General features: G+C 64.1%; 19 protein-coding genes. 10 read left to right on the top strand and 9 right to left on the bottom strand.

Annotated features, from left to right (window positions below):
* Positions 1–5: 5 nt before the first annotated feature.
* From trxA to LQ249_RS27965, 3 genes are read right to left on the bottom strand one after another with little or no spacing between them, the layout of a single operon-like run.
* Positions 6–878 carry a thioredoxin gene (gene trxA, locus LQ249_RS27975; RefSeq protein WP_057005478.1) on the bottom strand — a complete coding sequence of 291 codons (873 nt, stop codon included), beginning with the start codon at positions 876–878 and terminating at the stop codon, positions 6–8.
* 32 nt (positions 879–910) lie between these two features.
* Positions 911–1573: a class I SAM-dependent methyltransferase gene (locus tag LQ249_RS27970; protein WP_232566049.1), complete on the bottom strand. Its 663-nt coding sequence runs from the start codon at positions 1571–1573 to the stop codon at positions 911–913.
* Entirely contained in the window at positions 1570–2025 is a 456-nt protein-coding gene (locus LQ249_RS27965) for a YbaY family lipoprotein (protein WP_017849582.1), read from the bottom strand. The genes LQ249_RS27970 and LQ249_RS27965 overlap by 4 nt, the downstream gene beginning before the upstream one ends.
* 139 nt (positions 2026–2164) lie before the next feature.
* On the opposite strand from LQ249_RS27965, the gene nrdR reads away from it, so the two are divergent.
* From nrdR to LQ249_RS27915, 10 genes are all read left to right on the top strand, one after another.
* A complete protein-coding gene (nrdR, locus tag LQ249_RS27960; protein ID WP_026140361.1) occupies positions 2165–2629 on the top strand; it encodes a transcriptional regulator NrdR in 465 nt (154 codons plus the stop codon).
* A complete protein-coding gene (gene ribD / locus LQ249_RS27955; protein WP_046381891.1) occupies positions 2626–3762 on the top strand; it encodes a bifunctional diaminohydroxyphosphoribosylaminopyrimidine deaminase/5-amino-6-(5-phosphoribosylamino)uracil reductase RibD in 1137 nt (378 codons plus the stop codon). Before nrdR ends, ribD begins: the two co-directional genes overlap by 4 nt.
* A 47-nt stretch (positions 3763–3809) precedes the next feature.
* Positions 3810–4487, top strand: a complete 678-nt coding sequence (locus tag LQ249_RS27950) for a riboflavin synthase (protein ID WP_017849579.1) — start codon at positions 3810–3812, stop codon at positions 4485–4487.
* Between the two features lie 15 nt (positions 4488–4502).
* A complete protein-coding gene (ribBA, locus tag LQ249_RS27945) occupies positions 4503–5594 on the top strand; it encodes a bifunctional 3,4-dihydroxy-2-butanone-4-phosphate synthase/GTP cyclohydrolase II (RefSeq protein ID WP_046381892.1) in 1092 nt (363 codons plus the stop codon).
* Between the two features lie 88 nt (positions 5595–5682).
* Positions 5683–6159, top strand: coding sequence for a 6,7-dimethyl-8-ribityllumazine synthase (gene ribH, locus LQ249_RS27940; protein WP_017849577.1), 477 nt, complete (start codon positions 5683–5685; stop codon positions 6157–6159).
* Positions 6156–6656 (top strand): transcription antitermination factor NusB, encoded by a 501-nt coding sequence (nusB, locus tag LQ249_RS27935; RefSeq protein ID WP_017849576.1) that lies wholly within the window; start codon positions 6156–6158, stop codon positions 6654–6656. Before ribH ends, nusB begins: the two co-directional genes overlap by 4 nt.
* 18 nt (positions 6657–6674) lie before the next feature.
* Positions 6675–7640, top strand: a complete 966-nt coding sequence (gene thiL / locus LQ249_RS27930) for a thiamine-phosphate kinase (protein WP_079444802.1) — start codon at positions 6675–6677, stop codon at positions 7638–7640.
* A 142-nt stretch (positions 7641–7782) separates the two neighbouring features.
* The gene (ribA, locus tag LQ249_RS27925; RefSeq protein ID WP_017849574.1) at positions 7783–8400 is read left to right on the top strand and encodes a GTP cyclohydrolase II; all 618 of its coding nucleotides are present in this window, start codon (positions 7783–7785) and stop codon (positions 8398–8400) included.
* Entirely contained in the window at positions 8397–8816 is a 420-nt protein-coding gene (locus LQ249_RS27920; RefSeq protein WP_046482536.1) for a nuclear fragile X mental retardation-interacting protein 1, read from the top strand. Before ribA ends, LQ249_RS27920 begins: the two co-directional genes overlap by 4 nt.
* A complete protein-coding gene (locus tag LQ249_RS27915) occupies positions 8813–9613 on the top strand; it encodes a cobalamin-binding protein (RefSeq protein WP_232566048.1) in 801 nt (266 codons plus the stop codon). Before LQ249_RS27920 ends, LQ249_RS27915 begins: the two co-directional genes overlap by 4 nt.
* A gap of 28 nt (positions 9614–9641) precedes the next feature.
* Here the strand turns inward: LQ249_RS27915 and LQ249_RS27910 are convergent, their stop codons facing one another.
* From LQ249_RS27910 to LQ249_RS27880, 6 genes are all read right to left on the bottom strand, one after another.
* On the bottom strand, positions 9642–11507 hold the full coding sequence (locus LQ249_RS27910; protein ID WP_232566047.1) for a TonB-dependent receptor domain-containing protein: 1866 nt from the start codon (positions 11505–11507) through the stop codon (positions 9642–9644).
* Between the two features lie 133 nt (positions 11508–11640).
* Positions 11641–13539 (bottom strand): 1-deoxy-D-xylulose-5-phosphate synthase, encoded by a 1899-nt coding sequence (gene dxs / locus LQ249_RS27900; RefSeq protein ID WP_046381896.1) that lies wholly within the window; start codon positions 13537–13539, stop codon positions 11641–11643.
* 110 nt (positions 13540–13649) lie between these two features.
* Entirely contained in the window at positions 13650–14537 is an 888-nt protein-coding gene (gene ispA / locus LQ249_RS27895; RefSeq protein WP_232566046.1) for a (2E,6E)-farnesyl diphosphate synthase, read from the bottom strand.
* Positions 14534–14776 carry an exodeoxyribonuclease VII small subunit gene (locus LQ249_RS27890; RefSeq protein ID WP_003176346.1) on the bottom strand — a complete coding sequence of 81 codons (243 nt, stop codon included), beginning with the start codon at positions 14774–14776 and terminating at the stop codon, positions 14534–14536. The genes ispA and LQ249_RS27890 overlap by 4 nt, the downstream gene beginning before the upstream one ends.
* 99 nt (positions 14777–14875) lie before the next feature.
* On the bottom strand, positions 14876–15487 hold the full coding sequence (locus tag LQ249_RS27885; protein ID WP_232566045.1) for a helix-turn-helix transcriptional regulator: 612 nt from the start codon (positions 15485–15487) through the stop codon (positions 14876–14878).
* A gap of 58 nt (positions 15488–15545) precedes the next feature.
* On the bottom strand, positions 15546–16514 hold the full coding sequence (locus tag LQ249_RS27880; protein WP_232566044.1) for an ornithine cyclodeaminase: 969 nt from the start codon (positions 16512–16514) through the stop codon (positions 15546–15548).
* Between the last annotated feature and the right edge of the window lie 71 nt (positions 16515–16585).

The raw sequence follows: 16585 nt of genomic DNA, 5'->3' as shown, positions 1-16585 counted from the left end.
GGCGATTAGTACAGCGCGGCGAACAGCTTGCGGCGGTACGCGGTCACCAGCGGGTGATCGTTGCCCAGCAGTTCGAACACCTGCAGCAAGGTCTTGTGCGGTAAGCCTTCGCTGTAGCTGCGGTTGCGGATGAACAGTTTGAGCAAGCCTTCCAGCGCGGCATCGTACTGCTGGCGTGCCAGTTGCTGAATGGCCAACTGATAGGCCGCTTCGTCGTCCTGCGGGTTTTGCGCCAGGCGGCTTTTCAGGTCGGCGGGGTCGGGCAGGTCGGCGGCCTGGCGCAGGAAGGTGATTTGCGCCTTGGCGCCAGCGAGGGCGGCCTTGTGCTCGTCGCTCTTGACGGCGTCGAGAACGGCCTGGGCTTCGCCCAATTCACCGCGTTCGGCCAGGCAGCGCGCGTACAGAATCAGCGCGCCGGCGTTGCTGTTGTCTTCGCCCAGCAGCGCGACCAGCACGGCTTCGGCTTCACTGATACGGCCCTCGGCAAACAGCGCCTGAGCCTGCTCCAGCGGGTCCGCCGCAGCCGGCGGCGGCATCTGCACGTGAGGTTCGAGCATCGCCCGCACCGCCGACTCCGGCTGCGCCCCGGCAAACCCGTCCACCGGTTGGCCGTCCTTGAACAGCACCACCGTCGGCAGGTTGCGAATACCAAAGCGCGCAACGATGTCCTGCTCGGCCTCGCAATCGACCTTGGCCAGCAGCAATTGGCCCTGATAACTCTCGGCGATCTTCGCCAGCATCGGCATCAACGCCTTGCACGGCGCGCACCACTCGGCCCAGAAGTCCACGAGCACGGGCTTTTCGAAGGAGTTCTGGATCACCGCCTGGTCGAACGTGGCGGTGGTGGCGTCGAAGATATACGGCGTGGGCTCACTCATGGGGCGTCTCGAATAAAGCGGGAATGGGGCAACTATAAGGGCTGGCGCCGCGAATGGTACAGGCTCACCTTGCGAAACTCCCAAGGCTCGGCCAAGTCCGGCAATGTCAGGGCATCGAGTATCGCCAGGCGCTGATAATCCGGATGCTGAAAGTCCCGCACCCGTGAGTCCGCCACCAGTGCTTTACGCCCGCGCGTGAGGAATTGGTCGAGCAGCGGCAGGTTGGCGCGGTCGTAGAGCACGTCGGCCACCAGGATCAGGTCGAAGCGGTCGGCCTCGGCGAAAAAGTCCGTCGAATAGCCCAGTTCAACCCCGTTGAGTTCGGCATTCGCACGGCAGGACGCCAATGCCAGTGGGTCCAGGTCGCAGGCCACCACTTCCAGCGCGCCGGCCTTGACCGCGGCAATCCCGGCGACGCCGGAGCCGGCGCCGAAATCCAGCACGCGCTTGCCCGCGACCCATTCCGGGTTCGCCGCCAGGTAGCGTGCGAGTGCCAGGCCGCTGGCCCAGCAAAAACTCCAGTAGGGCGGCTCATGCAGGATGCGCCGGGTTTCTTCGGGGCTGAAGGCGCGGTCCATGTTGTCGGCGTCGAGCAGCCACAACGCCAGGTCGGTGCCCGGCAACGGGCAGGGCACCAGCTGTGCGTCGCCGATCAGGGCGCTCAGCGCCCGTTGCAGGTCGAGCGGTGGCGTCATGGTGCCTTGACGAGTTGCAGGGGGCCGGTGGTCTGGGTGATGGCCTGGGTGATGCGTACTGCGGGCAGGTGCAGGATCAGTTGGCCGGACTGGCTGGCGCGCCCGCGCAGTTCGACCCGCGCACCGGCCGGGAACGCGTCGGGGCTGAAGCGCAGGCGGAAGGCCAGGGGCTTGCCGTTGCCGCTCAGCACGCTGCTGGCGAGCAGTTGTTGCGGGCGGCTGCGGTCGTCGATCACCAACAGCGCCATTTCGACTTCGGCGCCGGCGGGCACGTTGGTCAGGCTGCCGTTGATCTCACGCTGGTAGGCCGGCAGCGGGCCGAGGTCTTCGATGCCGGGGACTTTTTTCTCTTGCGCCGGCTGAGGCTGCGGCGTCGAAGGTTTTGGGGCTTCGCTGCTGCAGGCGACCAGAAAACCGAACAAGGTGAGTAAAACGAGTGGTCGTAACTGCATGTACGGCTCCAGAAAGGACAAAATCCGTGGCTTAAAAAACACGAAACATAATCGTCAGCCTATATACCGTAAAGGCTATGGCTTGTCTTGCCACGGGGATGCGCTACCATGGCCCTCCCTTTTTTTGTTGCCTGCCACCATGCACTGTCCCTTCTGCGGTGCCAACGACACCAAGGTCATTGACTCGCGTCTGGTCGCCGAGGGCGATCAAGTGCGTCGCCGGCGCGAATGCCTGGCCTGCGGTGAACGTTTCACCACCTTCGAAACCGCCGAACTGGTATTGCCGCGCCTGATCAAGTCCGACGGCAGCCGCCAGCCTTTCGACGAAGACAAATTGCGCGCCGGTATGCAGCGCGCCCTGGAAAAACGCCCGGTGAGTGTCGAGCGGCTGGAGGCGGCGCTGGCGCATATCAAGCACAAGTTGCGCGCGACCGGCGAGCGCGAGGTCAAGTCCCTGGTGGTTGGAGAGCTGGTGATGGGCGAGCTGCAAAAGCTCGACGAAGTCGCCTATATCCGTTTCGCTTCGGTGTATCGACGTTTCCAGGACCTCAATGAGTTCCGCGAAGAGATCGACCGCCTGGCCCGTGAGCCGATCAAAAAATGAACCCACCGTCTGCTGAACAGGCCATCCTCGACGCCCATTACATGGCCCGCGCCCTCGAACTGGCGCGCAACGGCCTGTACACCACCCATCCCAACCCGCGTGTGGGGTGTGTGATTGTGCGCGATGGGCAGATCGTCGGCGAAGGTTGGCATGTACGTACCGGCGAGCCCCATGCAGAAGTGCATGCCTTGCGCGCAGCCGCTGACAAAGCCCGTGGCGCCACGGCCTACGTCACCCTGGAACCCTGCAGCCATTACGGCCATACCCCGCCGTGCGCCGATGCGCTGGTGAGTGCCGGGGTGGCGCGGGTGGTCGCGGCGATGCAGGACCCCAACCCGGACGTCGCCGGGCGCGGTATGCAGCGTTTGGCCCAGGCCGGCATCGAAGTGCGCAGCGGTGTGCTCGAAGTGGAAGCGCGGGCGCTCAATAAAGGTTTCCTCAAGCGCATGGAACACGGCCTGCCGTTTGTGCGGGTCAAGCTGGCGATGAGCCTGGACGGCCGCACCGCGATGGCCAGTGGCGAGAGCCAATGGATCACCGGCCCCGCCGCCCGCGCCGCCGTGCAGCGCCTGCGCGCCGAGGCCAGCGTAGTGCTGACCGGCGCCGACACCGTGCTGGCCGATGGTGCGCGCCTGACCGTGCGCGCCGCCGAACTCGGCCTGGACGCAGAAACCACCGCGCTGGCCATGTCGCGTCCGCCGCTGCGCGTATTGATCGACGGCCGCCTGCGGGTGCCGCTCAATGCGCCGTTCTTCAAGGCCGGCCCGGCGCTGGTCATCACCTGTGTCACTGCGGAAAACCAGTTCCCCCGTGGCCCCGAGTGCCTGGTGGTGCCCGGTGTCGATGGTCAGGTCGACCTGCGCTCGGCGCTGGTGGCGTTGGCGGCCCGTGGCGTCAACGACGTGCTGGTGGAAGCCGGGCCAAGCCTGGCGGGCGCGTTCGCCCAGCAGGGCCTGGTGGACGAATACGTGATTTTCGTCGCCGGCAAGTTCCTCGGCTCCGCAGCCCGGCCTTTGCTGGACTGGCCGCTTGAGAAACTGGCCGACGCGCCCCAACTCAAGATCACTGAAATGCGCGCTGTGGGCGATGACTGGCGAGTCACTGCCATCCCTGTGCCAGCAGCGAGCGTATAATTCTGACCGGGCGCTCAAACGCCCGCACCGTTTTCCAGGAGAAGGCCATGTTCACCGGCATTATCGAATCCATCGGCAGCATCCGTGCCATGACCCCCAAGGGCGGCGACGTGCGCCTGCTGGTTGACACCGGCAAGCTCGACCTGGGCGACGTCAAGCTGGGCGACAGCATCGCCGTCAGCGGCGTGTGCCTGACCGTCGTCGACTTGCCGGGCAACGGCTTTGCCGCCGATGTCAGCCGCGAAACCCTGGACTGCACGGCGATGAGCGACCTCAAGGCCGGCAGCCCGGTCAACCTGGAAAAAGCCCTGACCCCGACCACGCGCCTGGGCGGTCATCTGGTCAGCGGCCATGTCGACGGCGTCGGCGAAGTAGTGGCGCGCAGCGAAAACGCCCGCGCCGTGGAGTTCCGCATCCGCGCGCCCAAGGAGTTGGCCAAATACATCGCCCACAAAGGCTCGATCACCGTCGATGGCACCAGCCTGACCGTGAACGCCGTGGATGGCGCCGAATTCGCACTGACCATCATTCCCCACACCCTGAGCGAAACCATCATGGCGTCGTACCAGCCAGGTCGCCGGGTGAACCTGGAAGTCGACTTGCTTGCCCGTTACCTGGAGCGCCTGCTTATGGGCGATAAGGCCGCAGAGTCTGACTCTCGACAAAAGCCTGCCAGTAACATCACCGAAAGTTTTCTGGCCGCTAACGGCTACCTGAAATCCTGACCAAGGGGGTGCCCTGTGGCGCTCAATAGCATCGAAGAACTGGTTGAAGATATCCGCCAAGGCAAGATGGTCATCCTGATGGATGACGAAGACCGTGAGAACGAAGGCGACATCATCATGGCCGCCGAGGCGTGCAAGCCGGAGCACATCAACTTCATGGCCAAGCACGCCCGTGGGTTGATCTGCATGCCCATGAGCCGCGAACGCTGCGAGTTGCTCAAGCTGCCGCTGATGGCGCCGCGCAACGGTTCCGGGTTTGGCACCAAGTTCACCGTATCGATCGAGGCCACCACCGGCGTGACCACCGGGATCTCCGCCGCCGACCGTGCGCGCACCGTGCAAGCGGCCGCCGCGAAAGACGCCAAGGCCGAAGACATCGTCAGCCCGGGCCACATCTTCCCGCTGATGGCCCAGCCGGGCGGCACCCTGGCCCGCGCCGGCCACACCGAAGCCGCCTGCGACCTGGCGCGCATGGCCGGTTTCGAGCCGAGCGGGGTGATTTGCGAAGTGATGAACGACGACGGCACCATGGCCCGTCGTAGCGAACTCGAAACCTTTGCCGCCCAACACAACCTCAAGATCGGCACGATTGCCGACCTGATTCACTACCGGATGATCCACGAACGTACCGTTCAGCGGATTGCCGAGCAGCCGCTGGACAGCGAACTGGGCCAATTCAACCTGGTGACCTACCGTGATTCGGTGGAGGGCGACGTTCACATGGCGCTGACCCTGGGCACCATCTGCGCCGACGAACCGACCCTGGTGCGCGTGCATAACATGGACCCGCTGCGCGACCTGTTGATGGTCAAGCAACCCGGGCGCTGGAGCCTGCGCGCCGCGATGGCCGCGGTGTCCGAGGCCGGCAGCGGGGTGGTATTGCTGTTGGGCAACCCGGTGGATGGCGACGTATTGCTCGCGCATATTCGTGAGTCCGCCGAGCAAACCCAGGTCAAAACGCCGACCACCTACAGCATCGTCGGTGCCGGTTCGCAGATCCTGCGTGACCTCGGCGTGCGCAAAATGCGCCTGATGAGCGCACCGATGAAATTTAATGCGATATCCGGTTTCGACCTGGAAGTTGTAGAATACGTGCCCTCCGAATAAAGGCTGGCGATTTTCGCCCCTTGTTCGCGGTTAAATCATCACTGAGGGACGCACTTTTCGCGTCCCGGCTCTTTAAGAGATTTGTCGAATGACCCTGAAGACCATCGAAGGTACCTTCATCGCCCCCAAAGGCCGCTATGCCCTGGTGGTTGGCCGCTTCAACAGCTTCGTGGTTGAAAGCCTGGTAAGCGGTGCCGTGGACGCCCTGGTTCGCCACGGTGTGAGCGAGAGCGACATCACCATCATCCGTGCCCCTGGCGCCTTCGAAATTCCACTGGTTGCGCAAAAAGTTGCGCAACGGGGTGAATACGCGGCGATCGTCGCCCTGGGCGCGGTCATTCGTGGCGGTACGCCGCACTTCGAATACGTGGCTGGCGAATGCACCAAGGGCCTGGCCCAGGTGTCCATGGAGTTCGGCGTACCGGTTGCATTCGGCGTGCTGACCGTGGATTCGATCGAACAAGCCATCGAACGTTCCGGCACCAAGGCCGGTAACAAAGGTGCTGAAGCTGCCCTGTCCGCCCTGGAAATGGTCAGCCTGCTGGCGCAGTTGGAGGCCAAGTGATTTCCGACGAGAGCGATCGTTTCAACCCGCGCGACCCACGCCCAGCCGACGCCGGCAAGCCGTCCAAGAGCGTCAAGCGTCGCGAAGCGCGTCAACTTGCGACCCAGGCGCTGTATCAGTGGCACATGGCGAAAACCTCGCTGAACGAAATCGAAGCGCAATTTCGCGTCGATAACGATTTCAGTGACGTCGATGCCAGCTACTTCCACGACATCCTGCACGGCGTCCCGGCCAATAAGACCGAGATCGACATCGCGCTGGCACCGTGCCTGGACCTGACCCTCGACGAGCTGGACCCGGTTGAACTGGCCGTACTGCGCCTGTCCACCTGGGAGCTGCTCAAGCGCGTCGACGTGCCGTACCGCGTGGTGATCAACGAAGGCATCGAACTGGCGAAAGTCTACGGTTCGACCGACGGTCACAAGTTCGTCAACGGCGTGCTCGACAAGCTGGCCCCGCGCCTGCGCGAAGCCGAAGTGAAGGAACACAAGCGCTGATCCGCGCTTGAGTTCTCGATGGGCGAGTTTGAGCTGATCCGCAAATACTTCGCCGCCGCGCCTTGTGCGCAGGGCGGCGAGGGCATTGCCCTGGGGATCGGCGATGACTGCGCCTTGCTGGCGCTCCCCGCCGGGGAGCAGTTGGCAATCTCCACCGATACCTTGGTGGCCGGCGTGCATTTCGCCGACCCCTGTGATCCGTTCCTGCTCGGCCAGCGCTCGCTGGCCGTGGCGGTGAGCGATCTGGCCGCCATGGGCGCCGACCCCATCGCGTTTACCCTGGCCCTCACAACCCCCACCGTCGATGCCGATTGGCTGCAACGCTATGCCCAGGGTTTGAACGCCATGGCGCAGAGCTGTCGGGTGGGCCTGGTCGGCGGCGACACCACGCGCGGGCCGCTGAGCCTGACCATGACCGTGTTCGGCCGTGTGCCGGCCGGGCAAGCGTTGACCCGCAGCGGTGCGCGGCCGGGTGACTTGCTGTGTGTGGGCGGGGAATTGGGCAACGCGGCGGGAGCGCTGCCGTTGGTGCTGGGCCAGCGCAGCGCCGAGGCCGGCATCGCCGACCCGCTGCTGGCGCATTACTGGTCGCCGCAACCGCAGTTGGCCCTGGGCGTTGCCCTTCGGGGCAAGGCGACGTCTGCAATGGATATTTCCGACGGGCTCCTGGCCGATTGTGGGCATATCGCTAAGGCATCGGCTGTCAGCCTGCTGGTCGAGCGCCAGCGACTGCCGTTATCCAAGGCCTTGCTCGCGTTTGTCGGCGATGACGCGGCGCGGGTGGCGGCCTTGAGTGGCGGCGACGACTATGTGTTGGTGTTCACCCTGCCACCGGCCGCGCTGGCACCGTTGCTGGCGGGCGGCTGGCCGGTGCATGTGATCGGCCGGGTCGAGGCGGGGCAGGGCGTGACGCTGCTCGACGCGAACGGGCGCGACATCACCCCGGCCGTTCGCGGTTATCAACATTTTCGCGAGACGCCCTGAGTCAGCATTCAGACCTGCATAGAACCGAGACGAAGGCCAATCGAGCCGATTGATCTTTATCAACGATAATTCAGCTTAAGCGTCTGTAGGAACGTGCTGTTACAATGCCCGCCTCTGTGAAATCTGAAATCAGGAGCACACGGTGCCCGTCGTTTTCGTCGCTGCTTCCAAGCTGCCTACCCCTTTTGCCATGTTCACCATGCATGGCTTCCTCGAAGAAGCCAACGGGCGCGAGCACGTCGTGCTCAGCCTGGGCGATATCGCCGATGGCGCGCCGGTACTGGGCCGCATCCACTCCGAGTGCCTGACCGGCGACGCGCTGTTCAGCCAGCGCTGCGACTGTGGTTCGCAACTGGAAGCGGCGATGCGCGCCATCGCCCATGAAGGCCGCGGCATCTTGCTGTACTTGCGCCAGGAAGGTCGTGGCATTGGCCTGCTGAATAAAATCCGCGCCTACGAGTTGCAGGACGGCGGCGCGGACACCGTTGAAGCCAACGAGCGCCTGGGCTTTGCCGCCGACCAGCGTGACTACGGCATCTGCCTGCCGATGCTGGAGCACCTGGGCGTGAAATCCCTGCGCCTGATGACCAACAACCCGCGCAAGGTCAAAGCCTTGACCGAGATGGGCATCACCGTCGCCGAGCGCGTGCCGCTGCACACCGGGCACAACCCGCACAACAAGCTCTACCTGGCGACCAAAGCCAGCAAGCTCGACCACATGATGGGTAACGAGCACCAGGGCGAGGTCGACCGCGCGTGACTCGAGGCCAGGTGAAACGGCGACTGTCCTTCAATTGGTGGCAGTACCTGGCGCTGGCGTTGCTGCCATTGTTCGTGATCAACCTGGTGTTCGCTCAGGCCGAACCGCTGTTGCCGGTGCTGGCCATGCCGTTCTTCATTGCCGGCGTGGCCTCGATGTTTCTCAGCCTGCGCTATTTTCATGGTTATAAACATGCGTTGATCGCCACCTCTAAAGCCCTCGATACCGCAGAAGAGCCGGCGGCCTGGATCACCCTCGCCGCCCGTCGGCGCACGGCGTTGCTGATTGCCTCCGTGCCGGCCTGGGTCGGTGCGCTGGCGGTATTCGTCGGCCTGGAAGCGGTGCCGTTGTTCCTGCTGGCATTGTCGACCCTGGTGTTGTTTTACCTCTACCGCATCCCGCGTCAATTGGGATGAAGCCTCGCTGGCTGGCGCTCCTGCTGCTGGCGTTCGCTGCCCAGGCCCTGGCGGTCGAGCGGGTGGTCAGCCTGGCGCCGTCGCTGTCGGAAATCGTGGTTGAACTGGGCGCTGCCGACCTGTTGGTGGGCGTGCTCGACGGCGGCGAGCGGCCAGCGGCGCTGGCGAAGGTCGCGTCGGTCGGGCGCTATGGGCAATTGAACATCGAGCGCTTGCTCAGCCTCAAGCCCGACCTGATCCTGCTCTGGCCCGGCAGCATCGACCCGGCCCAGCGTGAACAGTTGCAGCGCCTGAATATCCCGGTCTACGTCGCCGAACCCCATAACCTCGAACAACTGACCCAGCAGGTCCAGGCCATCGCCGAGCAACTGGGGCGCGCCGACGCCGGCCGGCAATTGTCTGCGCAGTTGCGCCAACGCCTGGCCGGGTTGCGCCAGCGCTATCAGCGTGCCGAACCCCTGCGGGTGTTTTACCAAGTGTGGAGCCCGCCTTTGTACACCGTGGGCGGTGGGCAGATCATCAGCGATGCGCTGAGTGTGTGCGGCGCGCGCAATGTGTTCGACGACCTCACGCTGCCCGCGCCGCAGGTCAGCGTCGAGGCGGTGCTGCAGCGCAACCCCGGGGTGATTCTGGCGGCGGATCAACCGCAGTTGGATGCCTGGAAAGCCTGGCCGCAGCTGGCGGCGGTGGCGCAGGGGCGTTTGCTGTTGGTGCCGGACAAAGGCCTGGAACGGCCGAGCGGGCAGATGTTGGAAGCCTTGGCGCGGTTGTGTCAGGTGATTGCGCCGAACCGCTGACGCAATCGCAGGCACGCCGACGTTTCTATCAGAGCGTCGGCGTCCAGGTCACGCCAACCCTCCACACCCGACCTTCTTCCCGATAGTCCTGATTGTTCAGGAACGCCGGATCGTCATAGCTGTAACGTGCCCGAGCGTAAGTCTTGTCCAGCACGTTATCGACTTTCAGCGACAGCGCCACTTCCCGGCTGAGCGCCCAACTGCTGCGCAGCCCGAGCAAGGCATAACCGCTCAGGCGATTGCGATTGGCTTCGTCGTCGTAGCTGCTGCTAATCGCCTGCCAGCTCGCACCGACGCCGAGTTGATCGAATTGCCGATCCAGGTCCAGGTTCAGGGTGCGCCGCGCACGGCGGGCGAGGGTGTGGCCGCTGTCGCGGTCGCGCGGGTCGATCAGCGAAACGCCCAGGTTGCCCTGCCAGCCGAACAGCTCGTGCTTGAGCGCGGCTTCAAAACCATTGATCCGCGCCGCTGCGACGTTCTGCGGTTTGCCGCCGTCGAGAATGATCGCGTCGCTCAAGTCGGTGCGGTACAGCGAGGTTTCCAGGCGCGTGTGGTCGCCGAGCTGGCTGCGCCATTGCAGTTCGTAACTCTTCGACGTCTCGGGCTGAAGGTTGGGGTTGCTGTTGCTGTACTGCGTTTCCGGGTAATAGAGGTCATTGAAGGTCGGCGCACGGAAGCCTTCGCTGTAGCTCAGCAGCACATCATTGTCGGGATTGATCGGCACGGTGAGGGTGCCGCTCCAGCTGTTCTGGCTACCGAACTGTTGGTTCTGGTCATGGCGCAGGCCCAGTTCGGTGGAAAACCATTCGCTGTGGAAACGATGCTGCACAAACGCGGCGCGGTTCCAGCGGCTGTTTTCGGTGAAGGTGGTGGAGCCGTGGAAGCGGTCTTCGTACCAGTCACCGCCGAGGATCAGGCTGTTGCGGTCATTTAGCGTCAGGTCGTTCTGCCAGTTGAGCGAGTCGCGGTAGGTGTTGAACACGCTGAACTCATCGCTGAGCGTATCGCGCTTGGTATCGCGGTTCTCGCTGTGGCCCAGCTCCAGGCGCGATTGCCAGCGCTCGGTGAGGCTCGCGTCGACATAGCTGCTGGCGCTGCTCACGGCGTAGTCGGTGTAGGGTTTCTGGCCGAAGCTGACGTCGTACTCCGACTTGCCGCGGCTATCCAACAGATTGAAACCGGCTTCGAGCTCGTCACTGAAACTGTGGCTGAGGTTCAGGCTAACGGACTGGTTGCGGTAGGCATCATGGTCGCCATCGCTGGGAAACGAGGTGTGTGTCGAGTTGATGCCGGCGCTTTCATCCAGGCTCGCGCCCAGGTTGAAGCGCGTGTGTTCGTCGCCGCCGGACAGCCCGAGGCTACGCTCCCAGCTCTGGTGGCTGCCGAAGCCCAACCGCAGGCGCGGTTGCAGGCCCTGTTCGGCGTTGCGCCGGGTAAACACCTGGATCACCCCGCCAATTGCATCGCTGCCGTAGATCACCGAGCGCGAGCCGCGCAGCACTTCGACGCGCTCGATCTGGTCCACATTCAGGTATTGCAGGCCGCTGTCGCCGGAGGTGGCGTTGGCGATGCGCTGGCCGTCCACCAGCACCAGGCTTTGCGCGGACTTGGTACCGCGCAGGTAGATGCCCGGCAAACTGCCACGGCCGCCGGTGGGCGCCACTTGCACGCCGGGCACGCGGCTGAGCAGGTCGGTCAGGCTGGTGGGTTGCAGGCGGTCGATGTCGTCGCGGGTGAAGACGGTGTTGGCGGCGCTGCTGTCGTTGCGCGCCTGGACCTGGCGGTTGGCGCTGATGACCACGTCGGGGAGTTTCAGCGCGGCGTCGCGGCTGTCGGCGAGCAGGTCGTGGGCTGGCAGAAGCAGCAAGGGCAGGGCAAGGCGCAGGTGATTCATAGAGCGGTCCATAGCTTTTTGTAGGAGCGAGCTTGCTCGCGAAAAACCTGAGGACGCCGCGTGCATACAGAGTGCACGCGTCATCGTTGACGTTTTTCGCGAGCAAGCTCGCTCCTGCAGAAGTCTCGGGGGGTTATAAACCCAGGAGTGTCATGCGTTCGCGGACCGACGCCTCGATACCCGCCTCGTCGAGCCCGCACTCGGCGAGCATCTGCGCCGGCTTGGCGTGTTCGACGTACACATCCGGCAAGCCCAGGTGCAGCACCGACTTGAGGATGTTCTCGCGCGCCAGGAACTCGCTGACCGCCGCACCGGCACCGCCCATGATGGCGTTTTCTTCGACCGTCACCAGCAGTTCGTGGCCGGCGGCGATCTCGCGCACCAGCGCTTCATCCAGCGGTTTGACGAAACGCATGTCGACCACGGTGGCGTCGATCTTCTCGGCGACTTTCAGCGCTTCGGCCAGTTGCACGCCGAACACCAGGAACGCGGTCTTGCTGCCTTGGCGTCGCACAATGCCCTTGCCGATTTCGATCGGCGCCAGGTCTTTTTCGATCACTGCGTTCGGGCCGGTGCCGCGCGGGTAGCGCACGGCGGCCGGGCCGTTGTAGAGGTGGCCGGTGCTGAGCATCTTGCGCAGTTCGTTTTCGTCGCTCGGCGTCATCACCAGCATGCCGGGGATGCAACGCAGGTAGGACAGGTCGAAGCTGCCGGCGTGGGTCGGGCCGTCTTCGCCGACCAGGCCGGCGCGGTCGATGGCGAACAGCACGTCGAGGTGCTGCACCGCGACGTCATGCACCAACTGGTCATAAGCGCGCTGCAGGAAGGTGGAATAGATCGCCACCACCGGCTTGGCGCCTTCGCAGGCCATGCCTGCGGCGAATGTCACCGCGTGCTGCTCAGCGATGGCGACGTCGAAGTAGCGCAGCGGGAAACGCTCGCTGAACGCCACCAGGTCGGAACCTTCCTTCATCGCCGGGGTAATCCCCACCAGGCGCGGGTCGGCGGCGGCCATGTCGCACAGCCATTCGCCGAACACACCGGAGTACTTTGGCCCGCTGGCTTTTTTCGGCGCGGCGGCGGGGGCGTCCAGGGGGTCGAGCTTGGTGATCGCGTGGTAACCGATCGGGTCGACTTCCGCCGGGGCGAAGCCTTTGCCTTTCTTGGTGACGATGTGCAGGAACTGCGGGCCTTTGAGGTCACGCATGTTGCGCAGCGTGGCGATCAGGGTCGGCAGGTCGTGGCCGTCGATGGGGCCGATGTAGTTCCAGCCCAGCTCTTCGAACAGCGTGCCGGGCACCAGCATGCCTTTGGCATATTCTTCGGTGCGGCGGGCGATTTCCCACGCGCCGGGCAAGCGCGACAGCACTTTCTTACTGCCTTCGCGCATGCTGGCGTAGGTCCGGCTGGAAAGGATCTTCGCCAGGTAGTTGGACAGGCCGCCGACATTGCGCGAGATCGACATGTCGTTGTCGTTGAGGATCACCAGCATGTTGGCGTCCACTTCCGGCGCATGGTTCAGCGCCTCGAAGGCCATGCCGGCGGTCAGCGCGCCGTCACCGATCACCGCAATCGCCTTGCGATCGCTGCCTTGCAGGCGCGAGGCAATCGCCATGCCCAGCGCGGCACTGATCGAGGTGCTGGAGTGGCCGACGCCAAAGGTGTCGTACTCGCTCTCCGAGCGACGCGGGAAGGCGGCGATGCCGTCCTTCTGGCGCAGGGTGCTCATGCGCTCGCGACGGCCGGTGAGGATTTTATGCGGATACGCCTGATGGCCTACGTCCCACACCAGCCGGTCGTCCGGGGTGTCGAACACGTAATGCAGCGCGATGGTCAGCTCGATGACGCCCAGGCCGGCACCGAAATGCCCACCGGTCTGGCCGACCGTGTAGAGCAATTCCAGGCGCAATTCATCGGCCAGGGTTACCAGCTCGGCTTCACCCAGACGACGCAGGCCGTCCGGCGTGACAGCACGGTCGAGCAGAGGCGTGGACGGGCGTTTGCGGGGAATCTCTTGAAACGTCGTGGGCATCAGGCGAATCGTTATAGGTATAGAAGAGGCGGCAGTTTACCTCAAGCATCGCAAACTGCCCACGCAGAGCACCGAACTTGACCGATATGTGGCTGTAATGGCCGCGGTTATCAGTGACGACGTTCGACGATGTACCGCGCCAGGTCTCGCAGGGGCTCGGCTGCTGCGTCGAAAGGTAGCAGGGCGGCCAGGGCCTGGTCGCGCAGTTCCAGGGCATAGGCCTTGGCGGCATCCAGCCCGAGCAGCGCAGGATAAGTCGGTTTGTCCCGTGCGATATCGGCGCCCTGGCGTTTGCCCAGGGTGGCGGTGTCACTTTCTACGTCGAGAATGTCGTCCTGCACCTGGAACGCCAGGCCGATGGCCCCGGAGTAAACCTGCAAGGCCGCCAATTGCGCGGCTTCGGCACGCCCACTGGCCAGGGCGCCCAGGTGGACGGCGGCTTCGATCAGGGCGCCGGTCTTGTGCCGATGCATGTGTTCGAGGGCCTGTTGATCGAGCTTCTGGCCCACCGAGCCGAGATCGATGGCCTGGCCACCGACCATCCCGGCGGGGCCTGCGGCGACCGCCAGGGTGGTGACCATGCGCAAGCGGATCTCGGCATTCACGCTGCTCAAACTCGGGTCGAGCAATGCGCTGAACGCCAGGCTTTGCAGGCCATCGCCGGCGAGGATCGCGCAGGCTTCGTCAAAGGCTTTATGGGTGGTCGGCTGGCCGCGACGCAGGTCATCGTCGTCCATCGCCGGCAAATCGTCATGCACCAGGGAATAGGCGTGAATCAACTCCACCGCGCAGGCCGCGCCGTTGGCCTGTTCGGCAGGCGCGCCGAGGGCTTCGCAGGCCGCATAGGCCAGCAACGGGCGCACCCGCTTGCCGCCATTCATCACGCTGTAGCGCATGGCCTCGTAGAGCCGTTTCATTTCCGGGCTTGGCGCAACAAACAAGGGCTCCAGCGCCGCATTGACCCGGGCTTGGCTACTGGCCTGATACGCGTCGATCATTCGGGCTGTTCCGCATCGAAAGGTTCTTCGGCCAACTCCCCGTCGCGTTCGAGCAACACCTGGACCTTCTGCTCCGCCTGCGCCAACGCGCTCTGGCAGTCGCGGGTCAGGCCGATGCCTTGTTCAAACGCCGTCAGCGAGTCTTCCAGCGACAACTCGCCGTTCTCCAGACGCTCGACCAGGGTTTGCAGGTCGGCGAGGGATTGTTCGAAATCGAGTGCAACTTTTTTGCGGGCCATGGCGGCTATTCCGGTAGACGGTAAACCGGCGCGACACTAGCAGACATGGGGGATGGGGGCAAATGAACGGGGCGACTGAGCCGATTGCGCGGTCGCCTGTTACTGCGCCGCCGCGGCGCGCAAATAGTTATACACACTGGCCCGGGAAATCTTGAAGTAGTCGCCGACGTAGTCGACAAAGTTACGCACATCCAGCAGGCCGTGCTCCCGCGCCTGCACCAGCACCTGGATGATTTCGCCACGGCCGAAATCGGCGGGTTTCAAATGATTTTCGGCGGCGAGGGTTTCGATGATCTCATTGAGTTTTTCCCGCCAATCGCCGCTGAACAGCGATTCTGGGCGCCCCTGGGACTGCTGGCCTACGGCAAAGCCGCTGATCAGTTTCTGCACTTGGGCCAGGGCGGTCACATCGAAGTTCAGGCACAGCAAGGCGCAGGGTTCACCGTTGGCGGCACGGGCGACGAGGGAGATCGAACGCAACTGACGGCTGTTGATCCCGGTCTTTTCATACGGCCCGACGGTGTCGGGTCCGGCAGCCAACTCAGCCAGGTCAGTGATCAGCGATTCATCCCCGACCTGACGTCGGGAAAAGCCATTGGCGATGTGGGCAATGCGCCCGGTGTACAGGTCGTGTACCACGGCTTCCAGGTCCGGATAGAGCAGGGCGGCGATGCCGTCGGCGGTTGCCTTGATGAATGCGATATCGACCATGGGTTAACCGGGCACAGGAAAAAGGAACGGTGATTGTACGCAGGCGTCCGAACAGTTGTCAGTCCACGGCCTGCATGCGCTGCACCGCGAGAGTCGCCAGTGCGATGTCCTGAGCGGCCAGCCCGGTCAGGTCGGCGATGGTCAGGTCATCGTCGCGGAAACGCCCGCGTGCCTTACCGGCCAGCACATGGCCGAGGGAAACGTCGGCCTGGTCGCTGATCAAATGGGCCCGTACTGCGTGGCTCATTTCGCCATGGTCCAGGCATTGGGCACGGTCATCGGTCATGAGCACCCGTGCCCTCTGCAGCAGCAACGGGTCCAGTTCCTGTTTGCCTGGGCTGTCTGCGCCCAGGGCGACAATATGAGTGCCTGTACGCACCACGTCGGCCGGTACGATTGCCTGGGTCGACGGCGTGCAGGTAATCACCAGATTGCACTGTGCGAAAACAGCCTCAACGCTGTCGGCTGCTTGGGCTTTCAACCCAGCTTGCTGCAGTGCGTTGGCGAGGTGTTGTGCCCGCTCGGGAGAGCGTCCCCAGATCACCACACGCTCGATTCCCAGCAGTTCGCAGGTCCAGCGCGCCTGCAGTTGCGCCTGATGCCCGCTGCCGAGAATGCCTAGCGCGCTCACCCGTGCGGGCGCCCCGGCCCGTGCGGCCAAGGCACCGGCGGCGGCAGTGCGGCAACTGGTCAGCCAGCCTTCGTCGTTGAGGATGGCGCGGGTCTTGCCGGTGTGAGAATCGAACACCAGCACCAGGCCATTATTGGTCTCCAGGCCGCGGGAAGGATTCTCATAAAAGCCCATGGCCAGCTTGACCACAAACACCGAACCGTCTTTCGCGTAGCCGGACTTGATATGACAGTCCCCCGGCGGGTTTTCAAACAACAACACCCCCGGCGGCGGGGCCACGATGCGGCCGTCGGAGTGACTGATCAATGCCTGTTCCACCGCGTGCAGCATGTCTTGGCGCGACAGCGTGGCGCGCAATGCGCTGAGTTCGTAAACCGCCAGTGGCACCGCGCTCATCACGCACGCTCCTGCAGGGGAACGCAGGTTTTAAGCTTGAAGTCCGAGAGTGTGGTCATGGCGCGCTCCTG

The organism is Pseudomonas sp. 7-41 (genome assembly GCF_021233075.1).
Classification (GTDB): Bacteria; Pseudomonadota; Gammaproteobacteria; order Pseudomonadales; family Pseudomonadaceae; genus Aquipseudomonas; species Aquipseudomonas veronii.
This window is presented reverse-complemented; position numbering and strand designations above follow the sequence as displayed.

Excerpts from the sequence above, each read along its gene's own strand:
- trxA (WP_057005478.1), bottom strand. The coding sequence starts at position 878 with ATGAGTGAGCCCACGCCGTATATCTTCGACGCCACCACCGCCACGTTC.
- LQ249_RS27970 (WP_232566049.1), bottom strand. The coding sequence starts at position 1,573 with ATGACGCCACCGCTCGACCTGCAACGGGCGCTGAGCGCCCTGATCGGC.
- LQ249_RS27965 (WP_017849582.1), bottom strand. The coding sequence starts at position 2,025 with ATGCAGTTACGACCACTCGTTTTACTCACCTTGTTCGGTTTTCTGGTC.
- nrdR (WP_026140361.1), top strand. The coding sequence starts at position 2,165 with ATGCACTGTCCCTTCTGCGGTGCCAACGACACCAAGGTCATTGACTCG.
- ribD (WP_046381891.1), top strand. The coding sequence starts at position 2,626 with ATGAACCCACCGTCTGCTGAACAGGCCATCCTCGACGCCCATTACATG.
- LQ249_RS27950 (WP_017849579.1), top strand. The coding sequence starts at position 3,810 with ATGTTCACCGGCATTATCGAATCCATCGGCAGCATCCGTGCCATGACC.
- ribH (WP_017849577.1), top strand. The coding sequence starts at position 5,683 with ATGACCCTGAAGACCATCGAAGGTACCTTCATCGCCCCCAAAGGCCGC.
- thiL (WP_079444802.1), top strand. The coding sequence starts at position 6,675 with ATGGGCGAGTTTGAGCTGATCCGCAAATACTTCGCCGCCGCGCCTTGT.
- LQ249_RS27915 (WP_232566048.1), top strand. The coding sequence starts at position 8,813 with ATGAAGCCTCGCTGGCTGGCGCTCCTGCTGCTGGCGTTCGCTGCCCAG.
- LQ249_RS27910 (WP_232566047.1), bottom strand. The coding sequence starts at position 11,507 with ATGAATCACCTGCGCCTTGCCCTGCCCTTGCTGCTTCTGCCAGCCCAC.
- dxs (WP_046381896.1), bottom strand. The coding sequence starts at position 13,539 with ATGCCCACGACGTTTCAAGAGATTCCCCGCAAACGCCCGTCCACGCCT.
- ispA (WP_232566046.1), bottom strand. The coding sequence starts at position 14,537 with ATGATCGACGCGTATCAGGCCAGTAGCCAAGCCCGGGTCAATGCGGCG.
- LQ249_RS27890 (WP_003176346.1), bottom strand. The coding sequence starts at position 14,776 with ATGGCCCGCAAAAAAGTTGCACTCGATTTCGAACAATCCCTCGCCGAC.
- LQ249_RS27885 (WP_232566045.1), bottom strand. The coding sequence starts at position 15,487 with ATGGTCGATATCGCATTCATCAAGGCAACCGCCGACGGCATCGCCGCC.
- LQ249_RS27880 (WP_232566044.1), bottom strand. The coding sequence starts at position 16,514 with ATGAGCGCGGTGCCACTGGCGGTTTACGAACTCAGCGCATTGCGCGCC.